We start from the raw sequence: 21,341 nt of genomic DNA on the forward strand, positions 1-21,341 counted from the left end.
TTACCGTGCTGTTCGCACACCGAGAATCGGCGTCCTTCAGGCACTGGCTGATGTGCGGGGACGGTACGGCCTAAAACTTACCTGCCGCCTTAATGGGATATCATCTCGATGGAGACACGGTCGAACAGCTTTCTGGTTCTCGCGGTGACGGGCTTGCTGCTGGGCACCTTGGTCTTTACGCTGTGGCTGTTGGAGCCTCGCAACGGGAACCGCAGGCCCTATATGATCCGCTTCTCGGGAAGCGTCGCCGGCATTGAAAAGGGATCACCGGTGACATTTTCGGGCGTGCCGGCTGGGCATGTTACATCTGTCGGATTCGACAGCCAAGACCCGTCCGTGGTTCTGGTAGCTGTCAATTTGGAACCAGAAATCCCTATCGTTACCGGCGTCAAGGCTACGATTGTCCGATCAGCATTAGGCGGAACGGCGAACATCAGTCTCGATGGCGCAACACATGATGCGCTCCCGATCGTTGCCGCAAAAGACGGGGAGTTCCCGATCATTCCTGCCAAGGAGGACGGGCTTCTTGGTGGTGGGGGAGACCCGATAGCACTTGTGGAGAAGGTAAGCCGCACCGTGGACTCCGTTTCACGCAACCTTGGTGCCGCTCAGCAGCAGCGCGCGAACGAGCGTCTTGCGGTGCTCGCGCACAACTCCGCGGGGTGGGTAGACAAGGTTGGAACGGCGTCGGAGGGACTCATCGGTGCGCGAGGGCGTATGGTTGCCTTGGGAGAGGGTTTGCAACGGTCAGGCAATCGCGCCGAAAGTCTGAGGGTCACCTTGAAAGATCGCGGTCCATCCGCTCTTGCTAAGGCGAACCGCAAATTAGGGATCGCTCGTGACTCAGCTGAAGGATTCGCTGCCCGCGCCGAGGCTCTGAGGCCCGAGATCGAGCGGGCGACCGCCCTGCAGGACCGCCTGGTCGAGACAATAGGTTCAGTAAGGAGCAAGGTAAGCGCCGTCAGGGAGACGGCCGTTCGTATCGATCAGGAGGGGCTGGGTCTAGGCTCTCCGTCCCTCCCCACATACAAGCCTGACGCAGAGCCTGGGAAATAATCTGCTTGCAACGTTTTCAAGCCGTCGGCGGAGTCCGAGCCGCGGCCACGGAGCCTACGGTCCTTGCGGCATTGCTCGTCAAAGTGCTCGGATCGCGCTATTCTCGGTCCAGGAGAAAGAGATTGAGCGATGATGAGAAGAAAAAGGCGCGGCGCCCCCGAAAGATGGGCAGACCGACCACCGAGGACGCGCTCCGCCTGACCTCGCACATCCTCAAGAGCGCTCGCCAACTGTTCTTCGAACACGGGTTCGATGGCGCCAGTGCCGACATGATCGCGGACCAAGCGCGCATCTCCAAACGAACACTGTACGCGCGCTTCGGTAGCAAGGCGCGCGTGTTCGAGGCGGTGATCCTCGACGAGATCGATACGCAGCTGCGCGCGCTCGAACCCTCCGGCAGCGACGAACCCGACATTGGAGCGCGCCTTCACGTGATTGCCGATCGCCTGCTCGAGTGGCTCCTGACGCCCCGGATCGCCTCCATGGAACGCGTCGTCATTGCGCAAGCGGTGCGTTTCCCCGCGCTCGCGGCGAACATCCACGACTTCGGTTACCAGCGGGCCGTCCAGTGGGTGGCATCGATCCTCGCCCACGCCAATGCCAAGGGAGAGCTTTCGCTGGCCGACCCCGTGTTCGCTGCCGAGCAGTTCGTCACACTCGTCGTGGTTGCCCCCATGCGCCGTGCAGCGCTGGGGTTGTCTCCGCCAGCTTATGACGAGGCGGCGCGCGATCGTATCTCGCGCGGTATCGACCTGTTCCTTGATGGCTGCCGCCCGCGAGACGGGGATGGTTGCAGCAAGTGATGCCCGCCACGGACGACGAGCCTCAGATCGGTGAGCGTGCGCGCCTCGCAGAGCTTATCCAGATCATGGGGCGCCACGGCCTGAACGGGCTCGCCTCTCGCCTGGGCCTGCTGCCCGGTCGTTCCGAGCAGCCGGTGGACGTCGGTACGCCCGAGCGGGTCGTCGCGCTGCTGCGGGACCTTGGACCCGTTGCGGTCAAGCTGGGGCAGGTGCTGGCGACCCGTGAAGACCTGCTCGGGCCGGAATGGGTGCGCGCGCTGTCGACGCTGCAGGACCGGGTGACCCCGTTGCCGTTCGAGGCGCTGGAGCCGACGATCCTGGCTGCGCTTGGCTCCCCGATCGCGGACGTGTTCGCGAGCTTCGACCGCGAGCCGATCGCCGCGGCCTCGATCGCGCAGGTTCATGCAGCCACCCTGAGCGACGGAACCGAGGTCGTGGTAAAGGTACGCCGACCGGGGATCGCGGAACGTGTCGATGCCGACCTGAGGCTGCTCCGCCGCATTGCGCGGCTCGCCGCGAGACACTCACCGGAGATCCGCCGCCTCAGGCCCGACGAGCTGCTCCGGTTCTTCGCGGAGAGCCTGTCGCAGGAAATGGACCTCAGTGCCGAAGCGGCAGCCTGCGAGAGCATCGGCGCGTTCCTGCAGCCGCTCGGCGTTCGCACGCCCGCCTTCTACTGGGATCAGGTCGGCCGCCGGATCAATGTGCAGCAGCGGCTCGACGGCATGCCCGTCCGCGCTATCCTTGATGGAGCGGGAGACTGCGGTGCGGATATCGCCGGCAGATATGCAGATGCAGTCCTGCGGATGATAATCTTCAACGGCCGGTTCCATGCGGACCCCCATCCCGGCAATGTCTTTGTCCTCGCCGATGCGTCGCTGGCGTTCATCGACTTCGGGGCGGTCGGCGTGCTCAGCCCCGCCCGACGAAACGAGGTTGTTACGCTCGTCCTTGCGATCGCCGGTGAGGACACGCGATCGGTGACGGACGTGCTGCTGCAATGGTCGGGCGAAACAGACGTCGATCGCCAGGCGCTGACCCGCGAACTCGACGCGCTGATCGGCCAGTTTCGCGGGGCGGTACTCCAGCAGATCGAGCTCGCCGACGTCTTCGGTCGCGTCTTCGCGCTGCTGCGCACCTACCGCCTGGCGCTACCACCCGATCTGGCCCTGCTGCTGCGAACCCTGCTGATCGCCGAAGGGTTCGTACGACGGCTCGATCCCGGCTTCGACATCGCGGCGCGCGCCGCACCGATCGCGCGCGAACTGCTGCGGGAGCGGATCGGCCCGGCCGGCCTCAAGCGGGGCGGACGCCGGCTGGCGACGAGCCTGGGCCGTCTCGCCGCCGCCTCGCCCGAGCTGGTGGCTTTCGCCGAGCGGGTAGCGCGGTCGGGCGCGCTGCCGATCGAATTACAGGGAGGCGCGGTTTCCCCAAATCCGACGTCGCCCTGGCGCGCCGATCCCAACATCCTGTCAGCCGGGCTGCTCGTCGCCGGCGCGATCCTTCAGCGCGACCATGATGTTGTCGGCGCAATGATGATGGCATCTGCGGTGCTGCCAGCAGCCTGGGCTTGGTTCGCAAGCAGGCAGAGGCGCTGAGGGAGTGGAACAATCCAGGACAGGTGGCGTTTTTCCGAAAAGTAAACCGGTCGGTATATATATTGCCGCCTAATTTCATCGAACAGGGGCCTATCTTTCTTGTCCGAACTATTGGAAAACCGATCGCATGTATCGACTGAGGAGTGGCCGGAATTTGGCGCCGCATTGAGCGACCTGATGCCTAGGCTGGCGAGCTATGCGCGATCGCTGGTCAGGAATTCCGATACTGCACAGGACCTTGTTCAGGAAGCCGTGCTGAAGGCCTGGCGCCACCGCGCGTCGTTTGAGCCCGGTACGAATTTGAAGGCTTGGACTGTCAATCGGCGTGCAAACGGGACCCCCTTTCGAGTATGGCACGACGGTCGAGGAATGCTCCTTGCACTGCGAGCGGCGTAGGGAGGGCGGAGCCCGACCGGAGGCGCGCGCAGCGCAAGGCATCTTAATCCCGGCGTGCCGCAGGGATCAGTTTCGGTTCTTGAAGCGCCAGCTGTCATTGCCGGTCTCGATGATGTCGCAATGATGGGTGACACGATCGAGAAGAGCGGTGGTCATCTTGGGATCGCCGAACACGGTTGGCCATTCCCCGAACGCCAGATTGGTCGTGATGATGACGCTGGTCTGCTCGTAAAGTTTGCTGACCAGATGGAACAGCAACTGCCCGCCTGAGCGGGCGAACGGCAGATAGCCAAGCTCGTCTAGGACGACGAGATCGAGCCGGGCGAGCTGGGCGGCAAGCGCGCCGCTCTTGCCGATCCGGGCTTCTTCTTCGAGGCGGGTCACCAGATCCACGGTGTTGAAGTAACGCCCCCGCGCCCCGGCGCGGACCACATTGGCGGTGATGGCGATGGCCAGATGGGTCTTGCCGGTGCCTGTGCCGCCGACCAGGACGACATTGCGCTGTGCAGGCAGGAACGCGCCGCTGTGTAGCGAACGGACCAGCGCCTCGTTGATCGGCGTCACTTCGAAGTGGAAGGCATCGAGGTCTTTCACCACCGGCAGCTTGGCGGCTGTCATTCGGTATCGGATCGAGGCTGCGCGGCGGTGGGTTGCCTCCGCGCGCAGCAGATCGGTCAGTATCTCCATCGTCGTGCGCTGCCGCTGAAGGCCGGTGGTAACGGCCTCATCGAACGCGCCAGCCATCCCCTTGAGTCCAAGCCCGCGCATCGCGTCGATCATGTCATGCCGCTGCATGGAAGTTCCTCAGTTGGTCGTAACGGGGTTCCCGTACCACTTTTGCCAAAAGTAGCGGTAAGAATAGTTGTGATAAATCAGCATGTTGCCGACACGCCGCATTGCCGCTCCGCGTAATATCAATGGGTTGTGTGGCATTCAGGTTTTCAAAGACTCTCCGCAAGAATTCCCATAGCCTTGTCTGTCGGCAAAGGAGAGCTGCCGATGGAAAGCTGGCGAGAGCAATATCTGGGCGTTGACGCGTTGCCCACTTCACTGACCCATGCGGAGATCGAGTACTTTTTCCAGCCGGCCGAGCATATGCTCCCATATGTCTCTTCGCGTCGGCGGCCTTTGACCCGCTTAGGGCGCTCCTGCACATCGGATTCCTGCGTATGACCGGCCGTCCGTTAGCCGGGTTCGAAAGAATTCCGCCCGGAATCCTCGAGTTCGTTGCCAATCATGCCGGCATTCCAGCGCCACAGATCGCAACGTTGCGTGCAATCTATCGACGCCGGAGACGCTGTTCGCGCATCAACGGCTGGCTGCCGAAGCGATCGGCTGGCGGTCTGCGGAAGACGGTGTGCTGCGAATGCTGACGGCCTTCTTGCGATGCCAAGCCGAGACACAGATCTCGAGGCCCGATTTGATACGTCAAGCGCGTCGGTGGTTGTACGATCGTTCGTATGTCTTGCCAGGGGAACGGTTGCTTGAGCGACTTGCCGCCGCGGCGCAGGATCATGTATTGGAAGGTCTGAGATCGGAGATCGAAGCTGCAGTTGGGGCCGAACTGACAGGCAGTTTGAACCGCACCGAGATTGCCGGAGGCCTTAACTCCTGAGAGTGAGGGTCTACGATGAGCAAGACGACGAACAAGTTCGCCCCTGAGGTTCGGCAGCGAGCGATCCGGATGGTGCTGGATCACGAGGGCGATTATCCCTCACGCTGGGCTGCGATCACATCGGTTGCCGAGAAGATCGGGTGTTCCGGTCACACGCTGCTGGAATGGGTGAAGAAAGCGGAGGTGGACAGCGGCAAGCGCGGAGGCGTGCCGACGGAGACCGCCGAGAAACTCAAAGCATTGGAGCGTGAAGTCCGCGAACTGCGGCAGGCCAACGAGATACTGCGCAAGGCGTCGGCATATTTTGCCCAGGCGGAGCTCGACCGCCCGTTCAAACGATGATCGCCTTTATCGACGAACATCGCGATGCCTATGGGGTCGAGCCGATCTGCCGGGTTCTGCCGATCGCCCCATCCACCTATCACGAACGCCTTGCCAAGCGGCGAGACCCGGCTTTGCAATCTGCTCGTGTCCGGAGAGATGAGGAGCTGAAGCCCGAAGTTCTGCGGGTCTTTGCCGAGAACTTCGGTGTTTACGGTGCGCGCAAGATATGGCGGCAGATGAAGCGCGAAGGCTTCGATGTCGCGCGCTGCACTGTGCAGCGGTTGATGCGAAATCTTGGTCTGCAAGGGGTGATCCGCGGCAAGCCGGTTCGCACCACGATTGCAGACAAGGCGGCCCCACGCCCGCTCGATCAGGTCAACCGCCAGTTCCATGCTCCGGCGCCGAACATGCTATGGGTTTCCGACTTCACCTATGTCGCGACCTGGGCGGGGTTCGTCTACGTTGCCTTCGTGATCGACGTCTACGCCCGTTACATTGTGGGTTGGCGCGTCAGTAGAACAGCGCATGCCAGCTTCGTGCTGGATGCGTTGGAGCAGGCCATCCACGACCGACAGCCCGTTCATCGCGGCGGCCTGGTCCATCATAGCGACCGCGGATCGCAATACGTGTCCATCAAGTACACCGAACGCCTCGCTGAAGCCGGCATCGAGCCATCCGTCGGCAGCGTCGGCGACAGCTACGACAACGCTTTGGCCGAAACGATCAACGGCCTCTACAAAGCCGAAGTGATCCACCGTCGAGGACCTTGGCGCTCGTTCGAAGCCGTCGAATACGCCACGCTGGAATGGGTCGATTGGTTCAACAACAGGCGCCTGCTGGAGCCGATCGGAAACGTTCCGCCCGTCGAAGCGGAGCAACGCTACTACGCCATGCTGGACGACGTCCCACTGGCTGCCTAATTTAAGAAAACTTGCCTCCGGCAATCTCGGTGCGGTTCAGTTGGTCAAGTCGTCTTTCCGCCGCGAGATCCATCCCCAAAAGCGTATCCTTGCTCGACTGGCTCCGCGCACCTGCCAAAGGCTTCGGGCGGAACGATATCCAAATGATGCAATCCCGTATCACTGAACTTCAATCGCTTGGTGCTGATCGGCTTGCCTTGCCGAACCTGACAGTCGGCCGGATTCGCCTCCACGCTGTCCGTATTGCGCGCCAAAAAGCGGCCACCCTTTCCCGCCTCACCGAGCCCCGGCGCACGGTCGAGATTGGCTGCTGGTTGAGGCTGCAATTACTGGAAGCGACTGACGCCGTTTTGATGCAGACCGGTCGTCGAATTGGGCAGCTGTGGAGTCAGGCGCGGAATACGGTGGAAGAGCGCGCGCTGAACGAGCTGAAACTCTATCGGTCCAGTTTAGGCATCATGATCGGCGCGCTCGACGACCGCCAAATGATCGATGCCGAATTTCGACAGGTCGCGCTGCGCGCGATGCAGCCCTTGCGATCCTTGCCTGCGACAAAAGGCAAGGTTGCCGCCATTCGCGTTCAAATGAGCGAAGCGCCATCGCGACTTCGCGCCCTCATGCAACAGGTCTGCACGTTGCCGATCGATGTCGCGGCTGCTCATCCGCTTCAGCAAGCACTGGAAACCCTCGCTAGTAAATATTCCAAACGCCAAACAGATCTGATGGAGTGGGAATGCGAGCCGTTCCTTCGGTCGCCTTCCGGCGCCGCAATATTGGGCGGTAACCCTGGCCAGAGGTTTGCAGCCTTCGAAGTGGCTACGGCTATGTTGTTGAAACGCGCCCTTCGCAATGGATCTGCCAGCTCACGCCACAGCGTGCATCACCGTAGTATTGCCGATCAGCTCATGCCAGCTATCACCTGGGCGAATTCTCGGGCACAAGCCTTGCGGAACAATGGCTGGCCAACGACGATCGAGGCTTACCTTCGCCGGTTTCAGGAACCGCTTGCATTGCGGATGGAAATGCTCGGCGAAGCCATCGCCGATGGCGAAATCGGCATTGCCAACGATCGGTTCCAGGTTCCGCGGCTGTCGGCTGCGCCAAAGGATCCCGCTGTCGACGAAACTAGGTCTGCGTTGTTCGGTCAGATCGGCGACGTCCAACTTCCCGCGGTGATGGTCTCCGTCGACTGCTCGACGGGATTTTCGAGCGTGCTTTTGGGCCGTGCCCCTACCCGTCCTGCCGAGCTGGAAGTGCTCTACGCTGCATTGCTGGCGCTTGGTACGGAAAAGACCGCCGCCGACATGGCTCGCATGTTGGACGGCGTGAGCGATGATCGCATCGAGATGATGATGCGAACGCTGGAAGAGAACGCACAGTTTCGGGCTGCAAGTGACCGTGTGGCTGCATCGATGCTCGCCAATCCCATCACGCGCCTGTGGGGCTCCGGCATTGCTGGCTCGGCCGACATGATGAGCATGGATGCGACGCGCCATCTCTGGCTGGCCCGGATTGAACCTCGGCGGCGCACTCCGGCAGTTGGCACGTACACGCATGTCGTCGATCAATGGGCAATCATCTACGATCAGCCCGTGCTGCTGAACCTCAGACAGGCGGGCGTCGCGATCGAAGGCGCGCTGAACCAGAAAGTCTGCGAACTGCAAAGGCTCGCCGTCGACACCCATGGGTTCACCCATTTTGCCATGGCCGCCGCCAAGCTCCTTGGTTTTGATCTGGCTCCACGACTGGCCGATCTGGCGACGAGGAAATTGTACCTGCCCGATGGCGTAGCCGTTCCGCAAACCCTCGAACCCATGGTGGTGCGCGTCAAAGTCTCGCGGCTTGCCAAGGAAGGCTGGGACAGCCTGCTCCATGTGATCATGTCGCTGAAGACCGGCCACAGTTCGGCCGCGACAATCATCGATCGGCACGGAAGTGCGGCAAGAGGCACGGCAACCTATGAGGCCGGGACATTGGTCGGGAAGGTCCTGCGTAGCCTTTTCCTGCTCGATTACCTGGTCAAGCCTGACTTTCGACGCGAGGTGCATCGCAATCTGTCTCAGGGAGAATCCGTGCACCAGCTGCAACGGGCAATCCTGGCGGGCAGGATCGAGGCGAAACACGGACGCAAGCACAGCGAGATTGTGGCAGTCTCAGGCGCGCTGACGCTGCTGACAAACATCGTCATGGCTTGGAAAACTGCAGCGATGCAGGAGGTCGTTGATGCGCGACCGGGCCGCTACCCGCCGGAATATCTCGCGCACGTAGCACCTGTCGCGGTCCGCCACAGCAACATGCACGGAAAGCTGCACTTCCCGATCAGGGAGCGTGGGCACCCGCGCAAGGCTGCGACCCCATAACCTGCACAAAATCCCAAGCTACTGAATTAATGAGGAAACTTCACGATGGTAATTTCTAAATCGTTGAATTTATCCCGTTTTCCTACCGCTACTTTTGGCGAAACCCGTACGGGAACCCCCGATACGGCGGTTTCGCCGCCTCTGACACGGCGCTATCAAACCGGAAACGACCCAGAATCGGGTTGGAGGGAATATTGACGGTCCGGCCACAGGCACATTCGATACGCATGTCGATCCGCGACTCAGCCCAATTCTGAAGGGTTGCAAATTGATCGACTGCATCCATTCAGCGCTTCCACCGTTTGGGACCAGCGGCTCAAGCGATACAGTGTTTCGGCAGTTAGAGCGGAACTCAAGTTGAATTAAACACCTGATATTGATGAAGAACGTCGGTTCGAATATAAGCCTCTTGGAGGCTGCTGTGCTTAAGATCGACCTGAACACATATGGAATGACGCAGGATAGCCCTGCTTGTCCAATCGTGCACATGACGCAGGATGAGTTTGATCCGCTTCAGCCCAATCAGATTGGAGACGGAGACGAGACTACCGCCCAACGTATTGGCTACGCCATCGCCTATCTCATCGCATTCTCGTGCGTCGCCTATTTCATCTACATTTGATCCCAATCTATCTCCGTAAGCGGGGATCCTGGAAGAAGCCTATTTCATGATCAGCGTTCACATCTGCCTGAACATCCGCTGATCCCCGTACCGCAGACGCACGCTGGATTTCTGCATTGTCGCGAACATTATCGATCGAATCTTTACCCTGATTGATGATTCGGCCTGCTGCTCCTGCATCGCCGGTATCTGGTCCATTCGGAATCCCCTCCACGGAATGCGGATGATATGTCGCGCGGACGGTGTCGAAATTTCCGATCTCTCGATGAGGAACGTCCACAAGGTTTGGGCTATGTATCAATTCCTGCACATCCTCTCGGATCGCCGATTGCTTTTGCTGCATCCATGAACCGATCAACGCATTCCTCGCATCACGCTGCTGATCGGTCAGCGTGGTCACCCACAATTCTGGAGCACCCATTCCAGGATTGCGGGACTGCTCCATGCGATACCAATCCGCTAATTCTTGCGAAAGATTGGCGCTTAGTTGCATTCCATGGGTTTCGGCATAGCTCGCGTCACGACTAAGCTGCTCCGATAGTTCGTGGAGTTTTCGTGCGGTCTCTTGGTACGATTTGGCGCGCGAAAGTGAATCCTCCGTACTTCTGGATGAACTCGCAGACATTGAAGCCCGATCGAATGTTCCATCACGGTCATAGGTTCCAAGCGTCTCGTTGGCATTTGAACCATTTGCATGCTCGTCACGCATATTGACCGAAGAGGAATTATTTGATTCCGTATTTCGTTGATCGGAGTTGCTGTGACGCATCGTATCAATTTGCTGCCCGGTTTTGCTAACTGTCCCACCAACACCTGGTAATACGCTACCAATACCGCGGCCGCTTTTTCCCTTTGCACCAGCCCCTGCACCACCGATGCCGGCACGTATCTCGCCAGCGACGGCGTCAATTGTTCCAGCCGTCCTATCATGACCTTGCGAAATGCTTTGACTTTGACCAACCGACGACCTCTCCTCTGTTCCTGCACTGGACGACGCCGTGTTACGATCGAACCGTTCGATCGACGTCCCAGATGAGCGTCCGCGGCTGCTGTCCCACCCGGAACTTTGCTCACTCGACGTGCCAAAGGCGCTGCGATTGGTGTGGGTACTGGTGAGGATGTCCGAAGCCGCGGCTTCATAAGCTTTGGCCTGCCGCTCCGCGACGCTCGCCTGCTCCCTGAGTTCGGACACAAAGCCGGTCGATGCGCGGGGTTCGACATCAAGGCGCGAAATCGCCTGATGCATGTCGATCACCTCGCTGCCATTGCCGAACGCCGACATCACGGACCCATTGTCATTGCGGAAGCTATAGGCCGGCCCACCGTCCTGGTACGTCGCCGCAGTGTTCCACTGGTCGCTCTGCCGCATATTGGACGTCTGGTTTGCCCAGCTCACATTGCCATAGGCGTAATTGCCGGTGGTCTGCTCGAGCGCGGCTGCCTCCGCCGCATTCTGCGCCGGCGCCAGCATCGACATGGATTGGCCGGCGATCGACATGGCGCCCCGCGCGAGCCCGGCGGCGAGAAACGGCACGCTCATCAGCATGAACCCGGCGATCGTCGCGGTTTCAGCGTTGACCGCGCCAATGCCGGCATAGGATCCGAGCGTCATGCCACCCTCGGCCACGCCGGTCGCGGCTTCCTCTGCTCGCGTCATGCAGATCATGTGAAGCACCACATAAAGCGGTCCCCAGGCAGCGAGATAGAAAAAGCCCGTCGCATAGCCCTTGAGCGCCGACACCCCGGTTTGCGGCATGAGGAACAGCGGGAAAATCACCGGGAACATGGCGAAGAAGACGACCGTCAGCACGATGTTGAGGATCGGAACCCAGGCCATCGCCTGCTGGGCGATGCTGTTATAGGTGTTGCGCGCCTGCATGTCGGCGCGGGTCTGCGCGAAGCTGTCGATCGCGCCGGCCGCCGCCCCACCCACCATATTGTTACGCGCCTGCATGAAGGCGTTGATCGCCGTATTCTGGCGCATCGCCTGGGCAAAGCCATCGCCGGACCCTGTAAAAGCGCCATTGACGACAGGGATGTCATGTTTGAGCTTGTCGGCGGCCAGCGTGTTGCTGAGCTTGGGATAGGCTTCCTTCCCCCAGATCGGCGCATGCGCATCGATCATCGGTGCCCATTGCGCGTCGAGCATCTGATAGGCCTGGCGGCAGGTCACGATATAAGGCGTGACCGTGGTGCCGCTGCGTTCGAGCCATTCCTGTGAGCGCGATTCCGCCTCGGTGGCGATCGCCGCCCAGAGATCGGTCGCCTTGGCCAAATCGGTCAGCGATTTTTGATAGAGCATGATGTCGCCGAACACGCACTGCTTCATATATTGCTCAAGGTTCGTCGAAAATTCAGCATCGCGGATGATGAAATTGCGGGTCGCGTCAAAGAGCCGCGCGCCGTAGATGAGGCCGTTGGTGGAATAATTGAGCTCGCTTGGCATGACGAACACGGTCTCGGCCGTGCGGGTCAGATAATCGCCGATCTGGGTGGTGAAGCTTGCCAGTACGCCGAGGCCTAACGGCACATTTTCGACGGTGGCAGGGGCAAGGCTGGGATTGATGCGGTCGGTCACCTTGATGCTGACCGTCGGGACCATCAAGCACATATAGATAAGCGTCGCCTGCAGGAACCAGTTGAGCCAGGCCTTGTAGTTCAGGGTGAAGGCGACGACGAACAGCGAGTAGATAAGGCCCATCACCATGGCGACGCGGATCATAGAGCGATAGCCCCCGCCGCCTGACCAGGCCGCGACGGCGTTGAAGGTGTTGACGAGATATTCGCCGCCGCCGACCGTGAAGACCTCCAGCATCGCCCGTCCCTCCCGCCTAGTTGAGGCCCTGGGCGGACAGCCCGCGTGAGAAGCTCAATGCCGCGGCCATGCCTGGCGACATGCTGTTTTGGAGCGTAGATTCCAGTGCCATGGTCCGGTTGATCACCTGCATGGTCACCTGGAGCTTGGTGTTGAGCTTCATCTCGCGCTGGGAGAAGCGCTGCCGGGCTGCGGTGATCTGCTGCTTCCACTGATCGGCGGTCGCCTGGTCGGCCGTCTGATAATGGACCTTCGACTGCTCGACCCGGTCCATCATATTGTCGAGCATGGCGTTCAGAAGGTCGACCGCGACGATCTCCGACAGCGCCTCGGTTTCGCCATAGGTGAGCTGCGTATGCGCATAGGCGTAAACGGTCAGGATCTTGTAGAGCGGGACGGTGGCGAGGTTGAGCAACTGGCGTTCAGCGGCGGTGAGCGCCGTGTTGGAGCGGACCTTCCCATACATGTCATCGATCATCTGCTGGATGCGGGGGCGAAGGGCGCTCGCCCGGGGGATGGTCAACGTCTGCTCACCCACATCATAGCAATCCCCATCATTGCATTTGAGAATCTTGACCGCCGAGCCGCCTTCGGTGCCATCGAGCAGCGCCGTCACCACCGCATCCTCGGCAGGCCCGAACATCACCACCTTGCCGCCGACGCTGGCATCGGTCGAGGGCGTCGTGACGATCGTGCCGACCAACGTCATCACATATTCGGAAAATTCCTGGTCGAACGCCCCGAATTTGGCGGATTTGCTGAGCGCCTCCCAGGTATAATTATGCTTCTCGCCGACCAGCTGGTCCTTCATCGCCGCGTCGGAATTACCCGCGATTGTGCTGTCGCGGCTCCCGCCATTATTGCAGCCCTGGCGCGAGGCGGCCCAATCGGAAAAGACACCCTGGCTGTTGCCGACCGCCTCGCAGATAGTGGCGCGGGTCGTGTCCATCTGCGGCCATATGCCGCCGACCAGCGCCTGCGCGGTCTCGCAGCTGGAGATGTTCATCTGGTTCAACAGTTGCGCCTTTTGGCTGAACTCGTCCATGACCTTGCCGATTTCAGGCGAGACGGAATCGATCGCGAGCTTGAAGGCAAAGCCCAGCGCATTGTTGGCGGTGGCCTTGAGCATCGCCACGATCTCGGACGCGTTGATGAAGGAGAAGGAACCTGAGAAAAGATCGATGCCGCCGCAGCCCGCACGCGCGCTCGGAAGCTGGAGGTTGAAGGGCGAGACGCTTTTCTGCGGAAAGCGCGTCCAGACATTGCCCAGCGAATAATAGCCCGCCGACTGGCCCTGGAAGGCGGTGGGCCCGGTGATGTTGGCAGCGCCCCCCGCATCATTGAAGAAGCTGTTCATCTCGGACGCCACATTGGCGTCGGCAACGCCGATGACGCTCAGATGCACCGCCGTCATCAGGGTGACGGCAGCAGCCCCGCGCTGAAGTAGAGAACGGAGCCTGCTGTCTTTGCTTGGCTGTGCCATCAATAATCACTCCCCACCTTGGTGTTGGTCAGCATGAATATCCGATCCATGATCTCGTCGGCGCTCAGCATCCCGAACCCGACGGGGACCGTCCGCTTGGTCGCGGTGTCGAACAGGACCAGCGCCGGCGTCTCGTTGCCCGGCACACCCATGCGCACGCGCTGGCCCGCATCCACCACATAATCGGGAAAATCGCGGTTCGGCCCGCCGTCCATCGACACCGCCATCACCGCCATGCCATGGCTGTCGGCCACGGATTTGAGGATCGGCCCGAATATCTCGCAGGCGCCGCAGCTTTGCGCGTAGAAATAGAAAAGCCCGTAGCGCTGCCCCAATGTTTCCAGCACTGCGTCTCGATCGGCCTTGCGATTATCGAGCCAGGCGCGCTTGCCGACCGTACTGACCGGCCGCTGAAGCGTGTAATCGAGATCGGGGTTCTGCCAGAGCGCCCGCTGCCAGGTGTCTGAGAAGGTCGAGGCGCGATCGAGTTGCTCCCGCTGGAAACGGACATAGGCGATGACATTCTGCTCTGTCGGTTCGAGGATCGCTCGTGCCTTGAGCTCATCCAGTTCCTTCGTGATCGCCGCCATCCGATCGGCGGCGCTTTGCTGGGGCGTTTGCGCTGGCTTTTCCGGTTCAGCCTTGGGCCTGACGCAATAGAACCACTGGCCGAGGCGGCGTTCCCGGCAATAGAAATCGTCTCCCGCATCGGACTGCTCCACGCCATCGGTCGCCGCACCGGGTTCGTCCGCGTGGACGGGAGCGGAAATTATGGCCGATGCCAGCATCCACGCCACAAGCACGCTTTTCATCGCCATTTTATCGACCCTCCTTGCCTTAAACACGCGACCTCAATGGCCGCCGGGCGCGCTGTCCAGTTCCCCCTTGGTGAGCTGCAGCACCGACATCATCAGCGCGACATCGAGCAGCCGCGTGCCCTGGTCGAGCATGCGGATGATGCCGTTCATGAGCGGTCGGGCCATGTCGCGGCCCTGGATGGTTGCGCGAAACCGGTCGCCGCGCTTGATGAGCCAGCCGCGCCCGGTCATGTGGCCGACGCTATCGGCAAGGGACTCACCCGGAATCCCGCAGTCGAACCATCGCCCTACTCCATCGTGAATCTCCTGCGCGCGCATCGGCGAAGGGCTGCGATAGACGCAGATGAAGATGGCAAGCTCGAAGGCGGTCATGTCCCATCCAAAGGGAGCGCGGGGCGCCATCATCTCATTGGCCATGGAGATCATAATATCCCTGTATCTTCGCTTGAATGTCCGTCATGGTCTGGACTTCATCAGGCAGCTTGGCCGCGTCCATGAACTCGGAATAGACTTCGGTAAAATCCATCACCGAGAGATCGAGGCTCGCAAACTCCTCGATGGTAAAGCCCTTGCACTGCTCCTTCTTGGGCTTGTCCCAGGGCTTGTTCAGCTGGATACGGCCCTGTTCCTGCAGGATGCGCGAGAGCTTGCTCTCAAAACAGCAATAGGCGGTACGCTTGGTCTTGCAGATGCCCAGGATGCTGGACGAGCAATAGGTGCCGACCTTGTGGCAAAAGCCCATCCGGTCCTTGATATCGAGCTTCATCTCGCCCTGCGAGCAGGCGAAGAGCGTCAAGAAAGGCGTCGCCAACGCCGCGATCGCGGCGGGGCCGCCGGCAAGCGCCGCCGCGCCCGCGCCGATGGTCAACAGCCCGGAGGTCTTCCCCGCGCAGCAGTTGATGAGCCCAAATACCGGCTTGTGGCAGCTGTCCCGTTCCCCTGAAAAGACGGTGAAATTATTTTCGTCAAACTCCTTGCCGGCTTGGTCGATCGAGTGGAGCGCCACCAGCGCGTCCTTGAACTCGGTCGAGGCCTCACGGACGATCGGTTCACAGTCGCCGTTGATGCAGTAGACGTCGCCGCCGCAAATATATTGCTTCTCCGCACCCCGTTCGCTCTGCGGCACCGGGCAGCGATAGACATTTTCAAAGACCTTGCAGGCGCCAGGGTCGTAGGCCGGATCCTCCTCGTCATCGATGCATTCCTTGCGCAGGAAGCTGCATTGGGCATTGGCCTCCAGATCAGCGCAGTCATTGCCCTCGCCGATAATGGTGCATTGGTAGCTGTTCGCTTTGGCCCAGCAATCCTGTGTGACGCTCACCCCATCGACCATCCGGGTCCTGGGTTCGCTGTCCGTGCAGACCGACGATGTGAGCGTGCATTGTCCATTGCGGACCGGCGCAACGCAGGAAGCCAGGTCATCCGCCGTTCCGACATGCACCTTGGTCGTGCCGCTCCCTAAGTCCACCACCGGCGCCGGGGTGAAGCAGCCGAAGGCATCGCAATATTTCTTGCCGTTTGTCGACGCTGCGGGCGCCGTGCAGCTATAGGTGCGCACGGTGTTGGATTGATAAAGCGAGCGATCCTTATTGAGGCGGCCCACATAGCGGCGCTCTACGGTGAAGCTCGTGCTTTCGAGGCTACACGTCGGGGCGGTTTCAAAGCCGGTGCAACTGCTGCTGCTCGTGTTGGGATCCCATCGGATCTGCTTATGCCACACCTCATTATACCAGTAGCCGCAGCTGTACCGGTATGCCGTCTTCTCCTCAAACTGCGGAACCTGGGGCACGGTGCAGCTGGGCTGGCTCTGGTCAACGCTGGCGCCGGCATTGCAGGTTGCCTCATAGCTGCTGGACTGCCCGTCGCCCGGCGGCAGCGCGGTGCAACTGCCACTCGTGCCGCCGATCTCCTGGCCCTGCAAATAGCTGCCCGGATCATTCTCAATCGTGGTCGCCCTGCTGGCTGTCGACTTGATCTCGTCATTGTCGAAGGTCGCCCGTGTTCGATCCGCGTCCGTGGTGATCCGGTAGCTCTCGCTCGTGGATTTGAGCGCCGCACTGTCATTTTCGAGTTTCTCAGGGTCATCGAAATAGTCCCCCTGCTGCAGGCTCGACCCAGCATAGCCCGGCACGGCCTCAGCCTGCGATTGCTCGCTGGGCACCAGCGCGCCGTTCGACCGCATGGCGTTGCCGAGACCCTTCCCCTCTTCCCGCGCCTGTTCCTGCGTCATTTGCGCGTATAATGGCGCTGCCGCGGCCGCAGCGCTGATCAGCAGCAGCAGCGCGGCCCTGTATCTCACGGCTTTGCCCGGTCCATATGAGCGAGCGCGATTCCTGCAACCTGTGCGCCTGGCCCATGGCCTTCCGCAAAGCTGCTGAGCGCATAGCGGACCGTCACATTGCCCGTCATCCGGTCATGCGGCGGCACCCGTGTCTGGCAATCAAAGCCCGCACAGACGTCAAAATCGGAGGAGACCGCGACATAGGTCGGGACCGCCGCCACATCGAAGGCGCGGAAGAGACGTGGATCGATGCCGATATTCGCCATATCCTGTTCGTCCACGATTTTCCCAAGCTGGCCGGCGAAGACCTTCATGCTGTTGCCGGGAAAACCGCGAAATACGACGATGCCGCCGGCCGCCGCTGTATCCCGCACCATCTGCTTTAAAGACGCTGGCGGCATGGAGAGGCTGGCAAAGGCGATGAACTGCGGTGCCTCGCCGGGCTTGGCGGTGAGATTCTGCGCCGCCCCCTCGACGATCGCGTCAAAGTCGATGGGGCCGGCAGGTCCGGTCGGGAGATCACTCGCGGCGACCCGCTTCATATTTTCCGTGCCGTACTCATGCACGCTGAGCGCCTCTTCCCGGAATGCGTCGCCCCGATCCTTGACCTCATCGACAAAGGCATTCGCTTCCGCCTGCATGTCCGCCGCGCGCTTCTTGACCGCCTGGACGTCGATCCCCTCGACAGTCTGGGCGAGCAGTGCCGAGAGGCCGGCGGTGGCGAAAAGGGCGGCAAGCCCGATCCTGGCGAGATGCATGGCGTCCCTCCCCTAAAACACGCAGCAGTTGCGCTTGCGCCAGACCAGATAGCCCATATCCTCGCCGACGGCGGGGAAGGCCCGGCCCGCGTCGGGCGGAAAGGTCGAGGCGCCGATCGCCGAACATGCGAAACGTCCCGAGACCGTCGGGATTGGGTTCACCATCTGGAAGCGATATTGCTGCTTGCGCATGATCGGCATCAGATATTTCTTGCACAGGCCCTTGGACCCCATCGTCCCCCAGGCCAGCGCCTGGCGGTGCATCTTGTAGGCGAAGCGCGACAGGGCGAGCCGGGAGGATTGCACATGGCCGATCGATGAGGGAATATTTCCGTTCATGGGATACATGGACCCCTGGCAGCCCGCACACCAGAAGAGCGGATCGAGCGGCACGCCGACGGTGCCCGCGATGCAGTCCGCGGCGCAAGCGGCCTGCGCGACGGGGTTGGCAAAGACGATCGCTTCGGGGTTGATGAGGCCCGAGAGCGCATCATCCTGCCAGAGCGGGTCGACCTCAGTCATATAGGCGATGTCGAAGCTCGCCTGCTCGAAGCAGACGAAGTCGGTCAATACCTCCATCCAATAGAGCAGCGGATAGACATACCAGTGGACATGCCATTTGGCGGTGCTTTGCGAGCGCCCCCCGACCATCGAGGGCCCGGTCATATAGCCCTGGCCGATATCGAAGCCGGGCGCGACGCGGATGCCGCCGAGATTGGGGAAGCACCAGGGCTTCATGGTGACATCGGCGAGGCGTGCCGGTTCCCAGAAGCCGACCGAAATGCCGATGCGCGGGAGCGGGTCGGCGCAGGCGCAGATGGGCGAGGCGGGATTGCCGGTATCGGGCCGGTTGCCCGGCCAGATCTTCGTGCCGCCGACCGAAAGAGGAAACAGGCAGGACCAGCAGACATCCGTGATGGGATTGGCGAATTTGCCGTGACAGGTCGGCCCCGCTGCCTCGGCGCGCTGCGGGGTGAGAGCGAACGCCGCCAGCAGGCCGAGGATCATCAGCAAGGCGCGAAGGCTGCGCATCATTCGCCCTCCCCGGCTTGGGTGAGCCACTCCGTGTCCGCCCGATTCTTGACGCGGAGATAGATGAGGCTGTGGGTGGCGGTGAGGAGCATGAGCCCGGCGATGAGGAGCGAGGCCCTGCTGCCGAGGAGTTGCTTCAATGGGTCGAGCAGCAGGATGGTGGTGGCGAGGGCGAGGTAAAGACCCTGCCAGACATGCCGCATCGCCCGCAGGAACCGGGTTTCGGGCGCCGCCATCGGCGTGCGCAGGAGATCGAGCCAGAGCGGCATCATCCGGCCCTCTTCGCGTCGAGCAGCAGCTCTTCGATCTGCATGACCCGGCCCGCAGGCCGCACCACGGCGGGCGTGTGCTGGATGCCGAACCTGGCGGTAAGCCGCCCCTCCTGATCGAAATAGAAACGGCGTTTGCGGTTGGTCATCTCATCGATCGGTGAGCCGCTGACCAGGATGATCTTCGCCTTGGCGTCGCTGTACCGGGTCGTCGCCCAGGTCATCTGGGCCGCGTCGTCGCCATTGACGAACACCAGCGCCTGGGTGAGCCGCACAAAATCGAGCGGATTGATCTTCTGCCCCGCCGCCGCAATAAGTGTCCCCTTCTGGTCCCTGATATCCTGCTCGAGCGTGACCGTCGGATCGAACTGCCAGCTGCGCGCCGCCTGCGCAGGCGTGATTCCGGCCACGGGATCGGGCCGGCGGACCTTGGCTTCCACCCTCTTGGCAAAAGCCGCGTTCATCCGCGCCAGTTCGCCGCTCGCCTCGGCGCGTTTCAGCCGCGCTTCGATAGTGGCCAGGAGATCGGGTTCGATGACCGGGAAGGTTTGGCCGACCGCGCCATAGTCCCGCGCTTCCGAACGCATTGGGCCGATGATCAGCAGGGCACCCGCCAGCGCAGCGCCGGCGATGGGGACGGTGAGCAGCACCCTCACAGCACGGGCACCCCTGCCCCGAAGATTTGCCGCGCGCAGACAAGACCAATCTCGCCATAGCGGCTGTCGAACCCGTCCTTGTGCGGCGTGCCGACATAATAGCAGCTATTCGGGATCACGCCGGTCGGTCCCGGCGTTAGCCGCTCGCCGAGGCGCGTACGCGCCTTCCTATGCGCGACCGGCCGACCGTTGATGCGAACGTCGGTGCCGTCATGGCTGATGACATCGCCCGGCATGCCGTAGACAATCTTGCCGAATAGCGGCGTTGGGTTCCCGAAGTGCCGTCGCACCAGCGCATTGGCGGGCGGATCGAAGAAGATATAGTCACCGCGCGCCGGAACCTTGGTGCGGTGGATCAGGAACGCCCAGTTGGGCAGCGAGTCGGTGAGGTTGATCAGCACCGCATGGCGCTCGCGCCAACCGTGAAGGGCCTGCCAGGCGCCATAGCCGATGACGGCGATGCCGAGCAGCGCCCAGAGCCGCTTGCGCGGACGCCAGCCCGATACGCGCGGGCTATCACTGACCACCAGCGCCATCGTGCCCTCCAAAGCTTGAGACCGAAGCGCCCATCCCGCCGGGATACTCACCTGCCAGAGGCACGGGCGCGAATGGTGACGAGGCTCCGGCGGGCGACGGCATGGCGGGCATCGGCGACGGAGCAGACGCCTGCGATTGTGGAGTTGGCATTGGCCCTTCAAGACCACCGGTCTCGCGCTGAAGGCTCAGCAATTGCTGGGCGCTCGCTTGCTTTGGCATGGCGATGCCCGAGGCATAGACGGCCTTTTTGATGCTCTCGGTGATGTCCGGCACATTTTTGGACAGGACCGCCTCGCCCACCATGACGATCTCGCCCTGGCGCGAGCGTCGTTGCAACTCCTGGTCGAGCGTGCCCATGAAACGGCGCATTTCGGCCTCGACCTGGGCGGGCGAGGATGCCGAATGCGCCTGCGCCTGGACATATTCGCCGACAATGGTCGAGAGGCGCGCCGACACGATCCGCTCGGCCGGTGGCGCGAGCAAGGTCTTGGTGACCCACATGCCCCAGACCAGGGCCGCGGCCAACGCCGCGCCACCCAGAAGCTGGCCGCGGGTGAAGCCTGCAAACAGGCTGGTACGGCGTGGACGGAGGACGGGGTCCGGCGCGGGCAGATCGAGTTCCTGCTGCTCAGCCATGGCGGGCGCTCCTCTGCGGCGCGGGCAGGATATGATGGCGGCGCAGGATCATGAGGAGAAGGGCCGCGCCGCAATAGATGGCGACGGCCAAGTGCCGGAAAGCGGCAAGCCGCGCAGGATCGGCCGCCAAATAGCGCGTGGTGAAATTATGGAGCTGGATCACCATGCCATCGATTGAAAAGCCGCCGATCGCGAAGAAGAACAGGGCAAGGAGACCCCAGCTCAGGAGCAGGGTCGTGGCCAAAAAGCCCGCCAGTTTCAGCGTCAGCGCTGCCAGGCCCGCCCAAAACTGGCGCGACCGCCGCCGCTCCGCTCTCCGCACGATCTCCTCACTAGCACTGATTGTCAGTTCTCGCATGACT

The 21,341-nt window shown here is 61.7% G+C and carries 20 protein-coding genes and 1 other annotated feature; of the genes, 7 read left to right on the forward strand and 13 right to left on the reverse strand.

Annotated features, from left to right (window positions below; all coding sequences use genetic code 11):
* The first annotated feature begins 108 nt into the window (after nucleotides 1-108).
* The 4 genes from HHL26_RS21260 (at nucleotide 109) to HHL26_RS24365 (ending at nucleotide 3,853) form a co-directional block, all read left to right on the forward strand.
* A complete protein-coding gene (locus tag HHL26_RS21260; protein ID WP_046766226.1) occupies nucleotides 109-1,056 on the forward strand; it encodes an MlaD family protein in 948 nt (315 codons plus the stop codon).
* Between the two features lie 122 nt (nucleotides 1,057-1,178).
* Nucleotides 1,179-1,859, forward strand: a complete 681-nt coding sequence (locus HHL26_RS21265; RefSeq protein WP_226869715.1) for a TetR/AcrR family transcriptional regulator — start codon at nucleotides 1,179-1,181, stop codon at nucleotides 1,857-1,859.
* Complete coding sequence (locus HHL26_RS21270; protein ID WP_046766227.1) at nucleotides 1,859-3,457, forward strand: AarF/UbiB family protein; 1,599 nt, start codon at nucleotides 1,859-1,861, stop codon at nucleotides 3,455-3,457. The genes HHL26_RS21265 and HHL26_RS21270 overlap by 1 nt, the downstream gene beginning before the upstream one ends.
* A gap of 177 nt (nucleotides 3,458-3,634) precedes the next feature.
* Complete coding sequence (locus HHL26_RS24365) at nucleotides 3,635-3,853, forward strand: sigma factor (protein ID WP_226869720.1); 219 nt, start codon at nucleotides 3,635-3,637, stop codon at nucleotides 3,851-3,853.
* Between the two features lie 66 nt (nucleotides 3,854-3,919).
* Here HHL26_RS24365 and istB read toward each other — a convergent pair whose 3' ends face one another.
* On the reverse strand, nucleotides 3,920-4,648 hold the full coding sequence (istB, locus tag HHL26_RS21280; RefSeq protein WP_046766228.1) for an IS21-like element helper ATPase IstB: 729 nt from the start codon (nucleotides 4,646-4,648) through the stop codon (nucleotides 3,920-3,922).
* A gap of 835 nt (nucleotides 4,649-5,483) precedes the next feature.
* Here istB and HHL26_RS21290 point away from each other — a divergent pair.
* From HHL26_RS21290 to HHL26_RS21300, 3 genes are all read left to right on the forward strand, one after another.
* Nucleotides 5,484-6,712 (forward strand): IS3 family transposase gene (locus HHL26_RS21290; RefSeq protein ID WP_099187114.1). Its coding sequence is split into 2 segments (ribosomal slippage): nucleotides 5,484-5,772 and nucleotides 5,772-6,712, totalling 1,230 coding nucleotides; the frame shifts between segments, so codons are not numbered across the junction.
* Nucleotides 5,765-5,881: a sequence feature (AL1L pseudoknot), on the forward strand. Its footprint overlaps the gene before it by 117 nt.
* Nucleotides 6,713-6,801: 89 nt before the next feature.
* Entirely contained in the window at nucleotides 6,802-9,072 is a 2,271-nt protein-coding gene (locus HHL26_RS21295) for a Tn3 family transposase (RefSeq protein ID WP_062017345.1), read from the forward strand.
* A 421-nt stretch (nucleotides 9,073-9,493) separates the two neighbouring features.
* Complete coding sequence (locus HHL26_RS21300; protein ID WP_139111429.1) at nucleotides 9,494-9,694, forward strand: hypothetical protein; 201 nt, start codon at nucleotides 9,494-9,496, stop codon at nucleotides 9,692-9,694.
* 7 nt (nucleotides 9,695-9,701) lie between these two features.
* Here HHL26_RS21300 and HHL26_RS21305 read toward each other — a convergent pair whose 3' ends face one another.
* From HHL26_RS21305 to HHL26_RS21360, 12 genes are all read right to left on the reverse strand, one after another.
* A complete protein-coding gene (locus HHL26_RS21305) occupies nucleotides 9,702-12,509 on the reverse strand; it encodes a conjugal transfer protein TraG N-terminal domain-containing protein (RefSeq protein WP_046766235.1) in 2,808 nt (935 codons plus the stop codon).
* Between the two features lie 16 nt (nucleotides 12,510-12,525).
* The gene (locus tag HHL26_RS21310; RefSeq protein WP_046766270.1) at nucleotides 12,526-13,926 is read right to left on the reverse strand and encodes a conjugal transfer protein TraH; all 1,401 of its coding nucleotides are present in this window, start codon (nucleotides 13,924-13,926) and stop codon (nucleotides 12,526-12,528) included.
* Between the two features lie 65 nt (nucleotides 13,927-13,991).
* Nucleotides 13,992-14,810, reverse strand: a complete 819-nt coding sequence (locus HHL26_RS21315; protein WP_046766236.1) for a conjugal transfer protein TraF — start codon at nucleotides 14,808-14,810, stop codon at nucleotides 13,992-13,994.
* A 33-nt stretch (nucleotides 14,811-14,843) separates the two neighbouring features.
* A complete protein-coding gene (locus tag HHL26_RS21320) occupies nucleotides 14,844-15,227 on the reverse strand; it encodes a hypothetical protein (RefSeq protein WP_226869716.1) in 384 nt (127 codons plus the stop codon).
* Nucleotides 15,217-17,109 (reverse strand): conjugal transfer protein TraN, encoded by a 1,893-nt coding sequence (locus HHL26_RS21325; RefSeq protein ID WP_046766237.1) that lies wholly within the window; start codon nucleotides 17,107-17,109, stop codon nucleotides 15,217-15,219. Before HHL26_RS21325 ends, HHL26_RS21320 begins: the two co-directional genes overlap by 11 nt.
* Nucleotides 17,106-17,849 (reverse strand): type-F conjugative transfer system pilin assembly protein TrbC, encoded by a 744-nt coding sequence (gene trbC, locus HHL26_RS21330; RefSeq protein ID WP_046766238.1) that lies wholly within the window; start codon nucleotides 17,847-17,849, stop codon nucleotides 17,106-17,108. The genes HHL26_RS21325 and trbC overlap by 4 nt, the downstream gene beginning before the upstream one ends.
* 12 nt (nucleotides 17,850-17,861) lie before the next feature.
* Nucleotides 17,862-18,884: a conjugal transfer pilus assembly protein TraU gene (gene traU, locus HHL26_RS21335; protein WP_046766239.1), complete on the reverse strand. Its 1,023-nt coding sequence runs from the start codon at nucleotides 18,882-18,884 to the stop codon at nucleotides 17,862-17,864.
* Nucleotides 18,881-19,153 carry a hypothetical protein gene (locus HHL26_RS21340; protein WP_319024297.1) on the reverse strand — a complete coding sequence of 91 codons (273 nt, stop codon included), beginning with the start codon at nucleotides 19,151-19,153 and terminating at the stop codon, nucleotides 18,881-18,883. Before HHL26_RS21340 ends, traU begins: the two co-directional genes overlap by 4 nt.
* Nucleotides 19,150-19,806: a type-F conjugative transfer system protein TraW gene (gene traW, locus HHL26_RS21345; RefSeq protein WP_046766240.1), complete on the reverse strand. Its 657-nt coding sequence runs from the start codon at nucleotides 19,804-19,806 to the stop codon at nucleotides 19,150-19,152. The genes HHL26_RS21340 and traW overlap by 4 nt, the downstream gene beginning before the upstream one ends.
* Nucleotides 19,803-20,342 carry a S26 family signal peptidase gene (locus HHL26_RS21350; RefSeq protein ID WP_046766241.1) on the reverse strand — a complete coding sequence of 180 codons (540 nt, stop codon included), beginning with the start codon at nucleotides 20,340-20,342 and terminating at the stop codon, nucleotides 19,803-19,805. Before HHL26_RS21350 ends, traW begins: the two co-directional genes overlap by 4 nt.
* Nucleotides 20,323-20,979, reverse strand: coding sequence for a type-F conjugative transfer system protein TrbI (locus HHL26_RS21355; protein ID WP_046766242.1), 657 nt, complete (start codon nucleotides 20,977-20,979; stop codon nucleotides 20,323-20,325). Before HHL26_RS21355 ends, HHL26_RS21350 begins: the two co-directional genes overlap by 20 nt.
* Nucleotides 20,972-21,337: a hypothetical protein gene (locus tag HHL26_RS21360; RefSeq protein WP_046766243.1), complete on the reverse strand. Its 366-nt coding sequence runs from the start codon at nucleotides 21,335-21,337 to the stop codon at nucleotides 20,972-20,974. Before HHL26_RS21360 ends, HHL26_RS21355 begins: the two co-directional genes overlap by 8 nt.
* Nucleotides 21,338-21,341 lie beyond the last annotated feature (4 nt).

Source organism: Sphingobium sp. TB-6 (assembly GCF_012927365.1).
Lineage (GTDB): Bacteria > Pseudomonadota > Alphaproteobacteria > Sphingomonadales > Sphingomonadaceae > Sphingobium.

Excerpts from the sequence above, each read along its gene's own strand:
- HHL26_RS21315 (WP_046766236.1), bottom strand. The coding sequence starts at position 14,810 with ATGGCGATGAAAAGCGTGCTTGTGGCGTGGATGCTGGCATCGGCCATA.
- HHL26_RS21270 (WP_046766227.1), top strand. The coding sequence starts at position 1,859 with ATGCCCGCCACGGACGACGAGCCTCAGATCGGTGAGCGTGCGCGCCTC.
- HHL26_RS21360 (WP_046766243.1), bottom strand. The coding sequence starts at position 21,337 with ATGCGAGAACTGACAATCAGTGCTAGTGAGGAGATCGTGCGGAGAGCG.
- istB (WP_046766228.1), bottom strand. The coding sequence starts at position 4,648 with ATGCAGCGGCATGACATGATCGACGCGATGCGCGGGCTTGGACTCAAG.
- HHL26_RS21350 (WP_046766241.1), bottom strand. The coding sequence starts at position 20,342 with ATGGCGCTGGTGGTCAGTGATAGCCCGCGCGTATCGGGCTGGCGTCCG.
- HHL26_RS21260 (WP_046766226.1), top strand. The coding sequence starts at position 109 with ATGGAGACACGGTCGAACAGCTTTCTGGTTCTCGCGGTGACGGGCTTG.
- HHL26_RS24365 (WP_226869720.1), top strand. The coding sequence starts at position 3,635 with ATGCCTAGGCTGGCGAGCTATGCGCGATCGCTGGTCAGGAATTCCGAT.
- trbC (WP_046766238.1), bottom strand. The coding sequence starts at position 17,849 with ATGCATCTCGCCAGGATCGGGCTTGCCGCCCTTTTCGCCACCGCCGGC.
- HHL26_RS21355 (WP_046766242.1), bottom strand. The coding sequence starts at position 20,979 with ATGGCTGAGCAGCAGGAACTCGATCTGCCCGCGCCGGACCCCGTCCTC.
- HHL26_RS21320 (WP_226869716.1), bottom strand. The coding sequence starts at position 15,227 with ATGGCCAATGAGATGATGGCGCCCCGCGCTCCCTTTGGATGGGACATG.
- HHL26_RS21305 (WP_046766235.1), bottom strand. The coding sequence starts at position 12,509 with ATGCTGGAGGTCTTCACGGTCGGCGGCGGCGAATATCTCGTCAACACC.
- traU (WP_046766239.1), bottom strand. The coding sequence starts at position 18,884 with ATGATGCGCAGCCTTCGCGCCTTGCTGATGATCCTCGGCCTGCTGGCG.
- HHL26_RS21340 (WP_319024297.1), bottom strand. The coding sequence starts at position 19,153 with ATGATGCCGCTCTGGCTCGATCTCCTGCGCACGCCGATGGCGGCGCCC.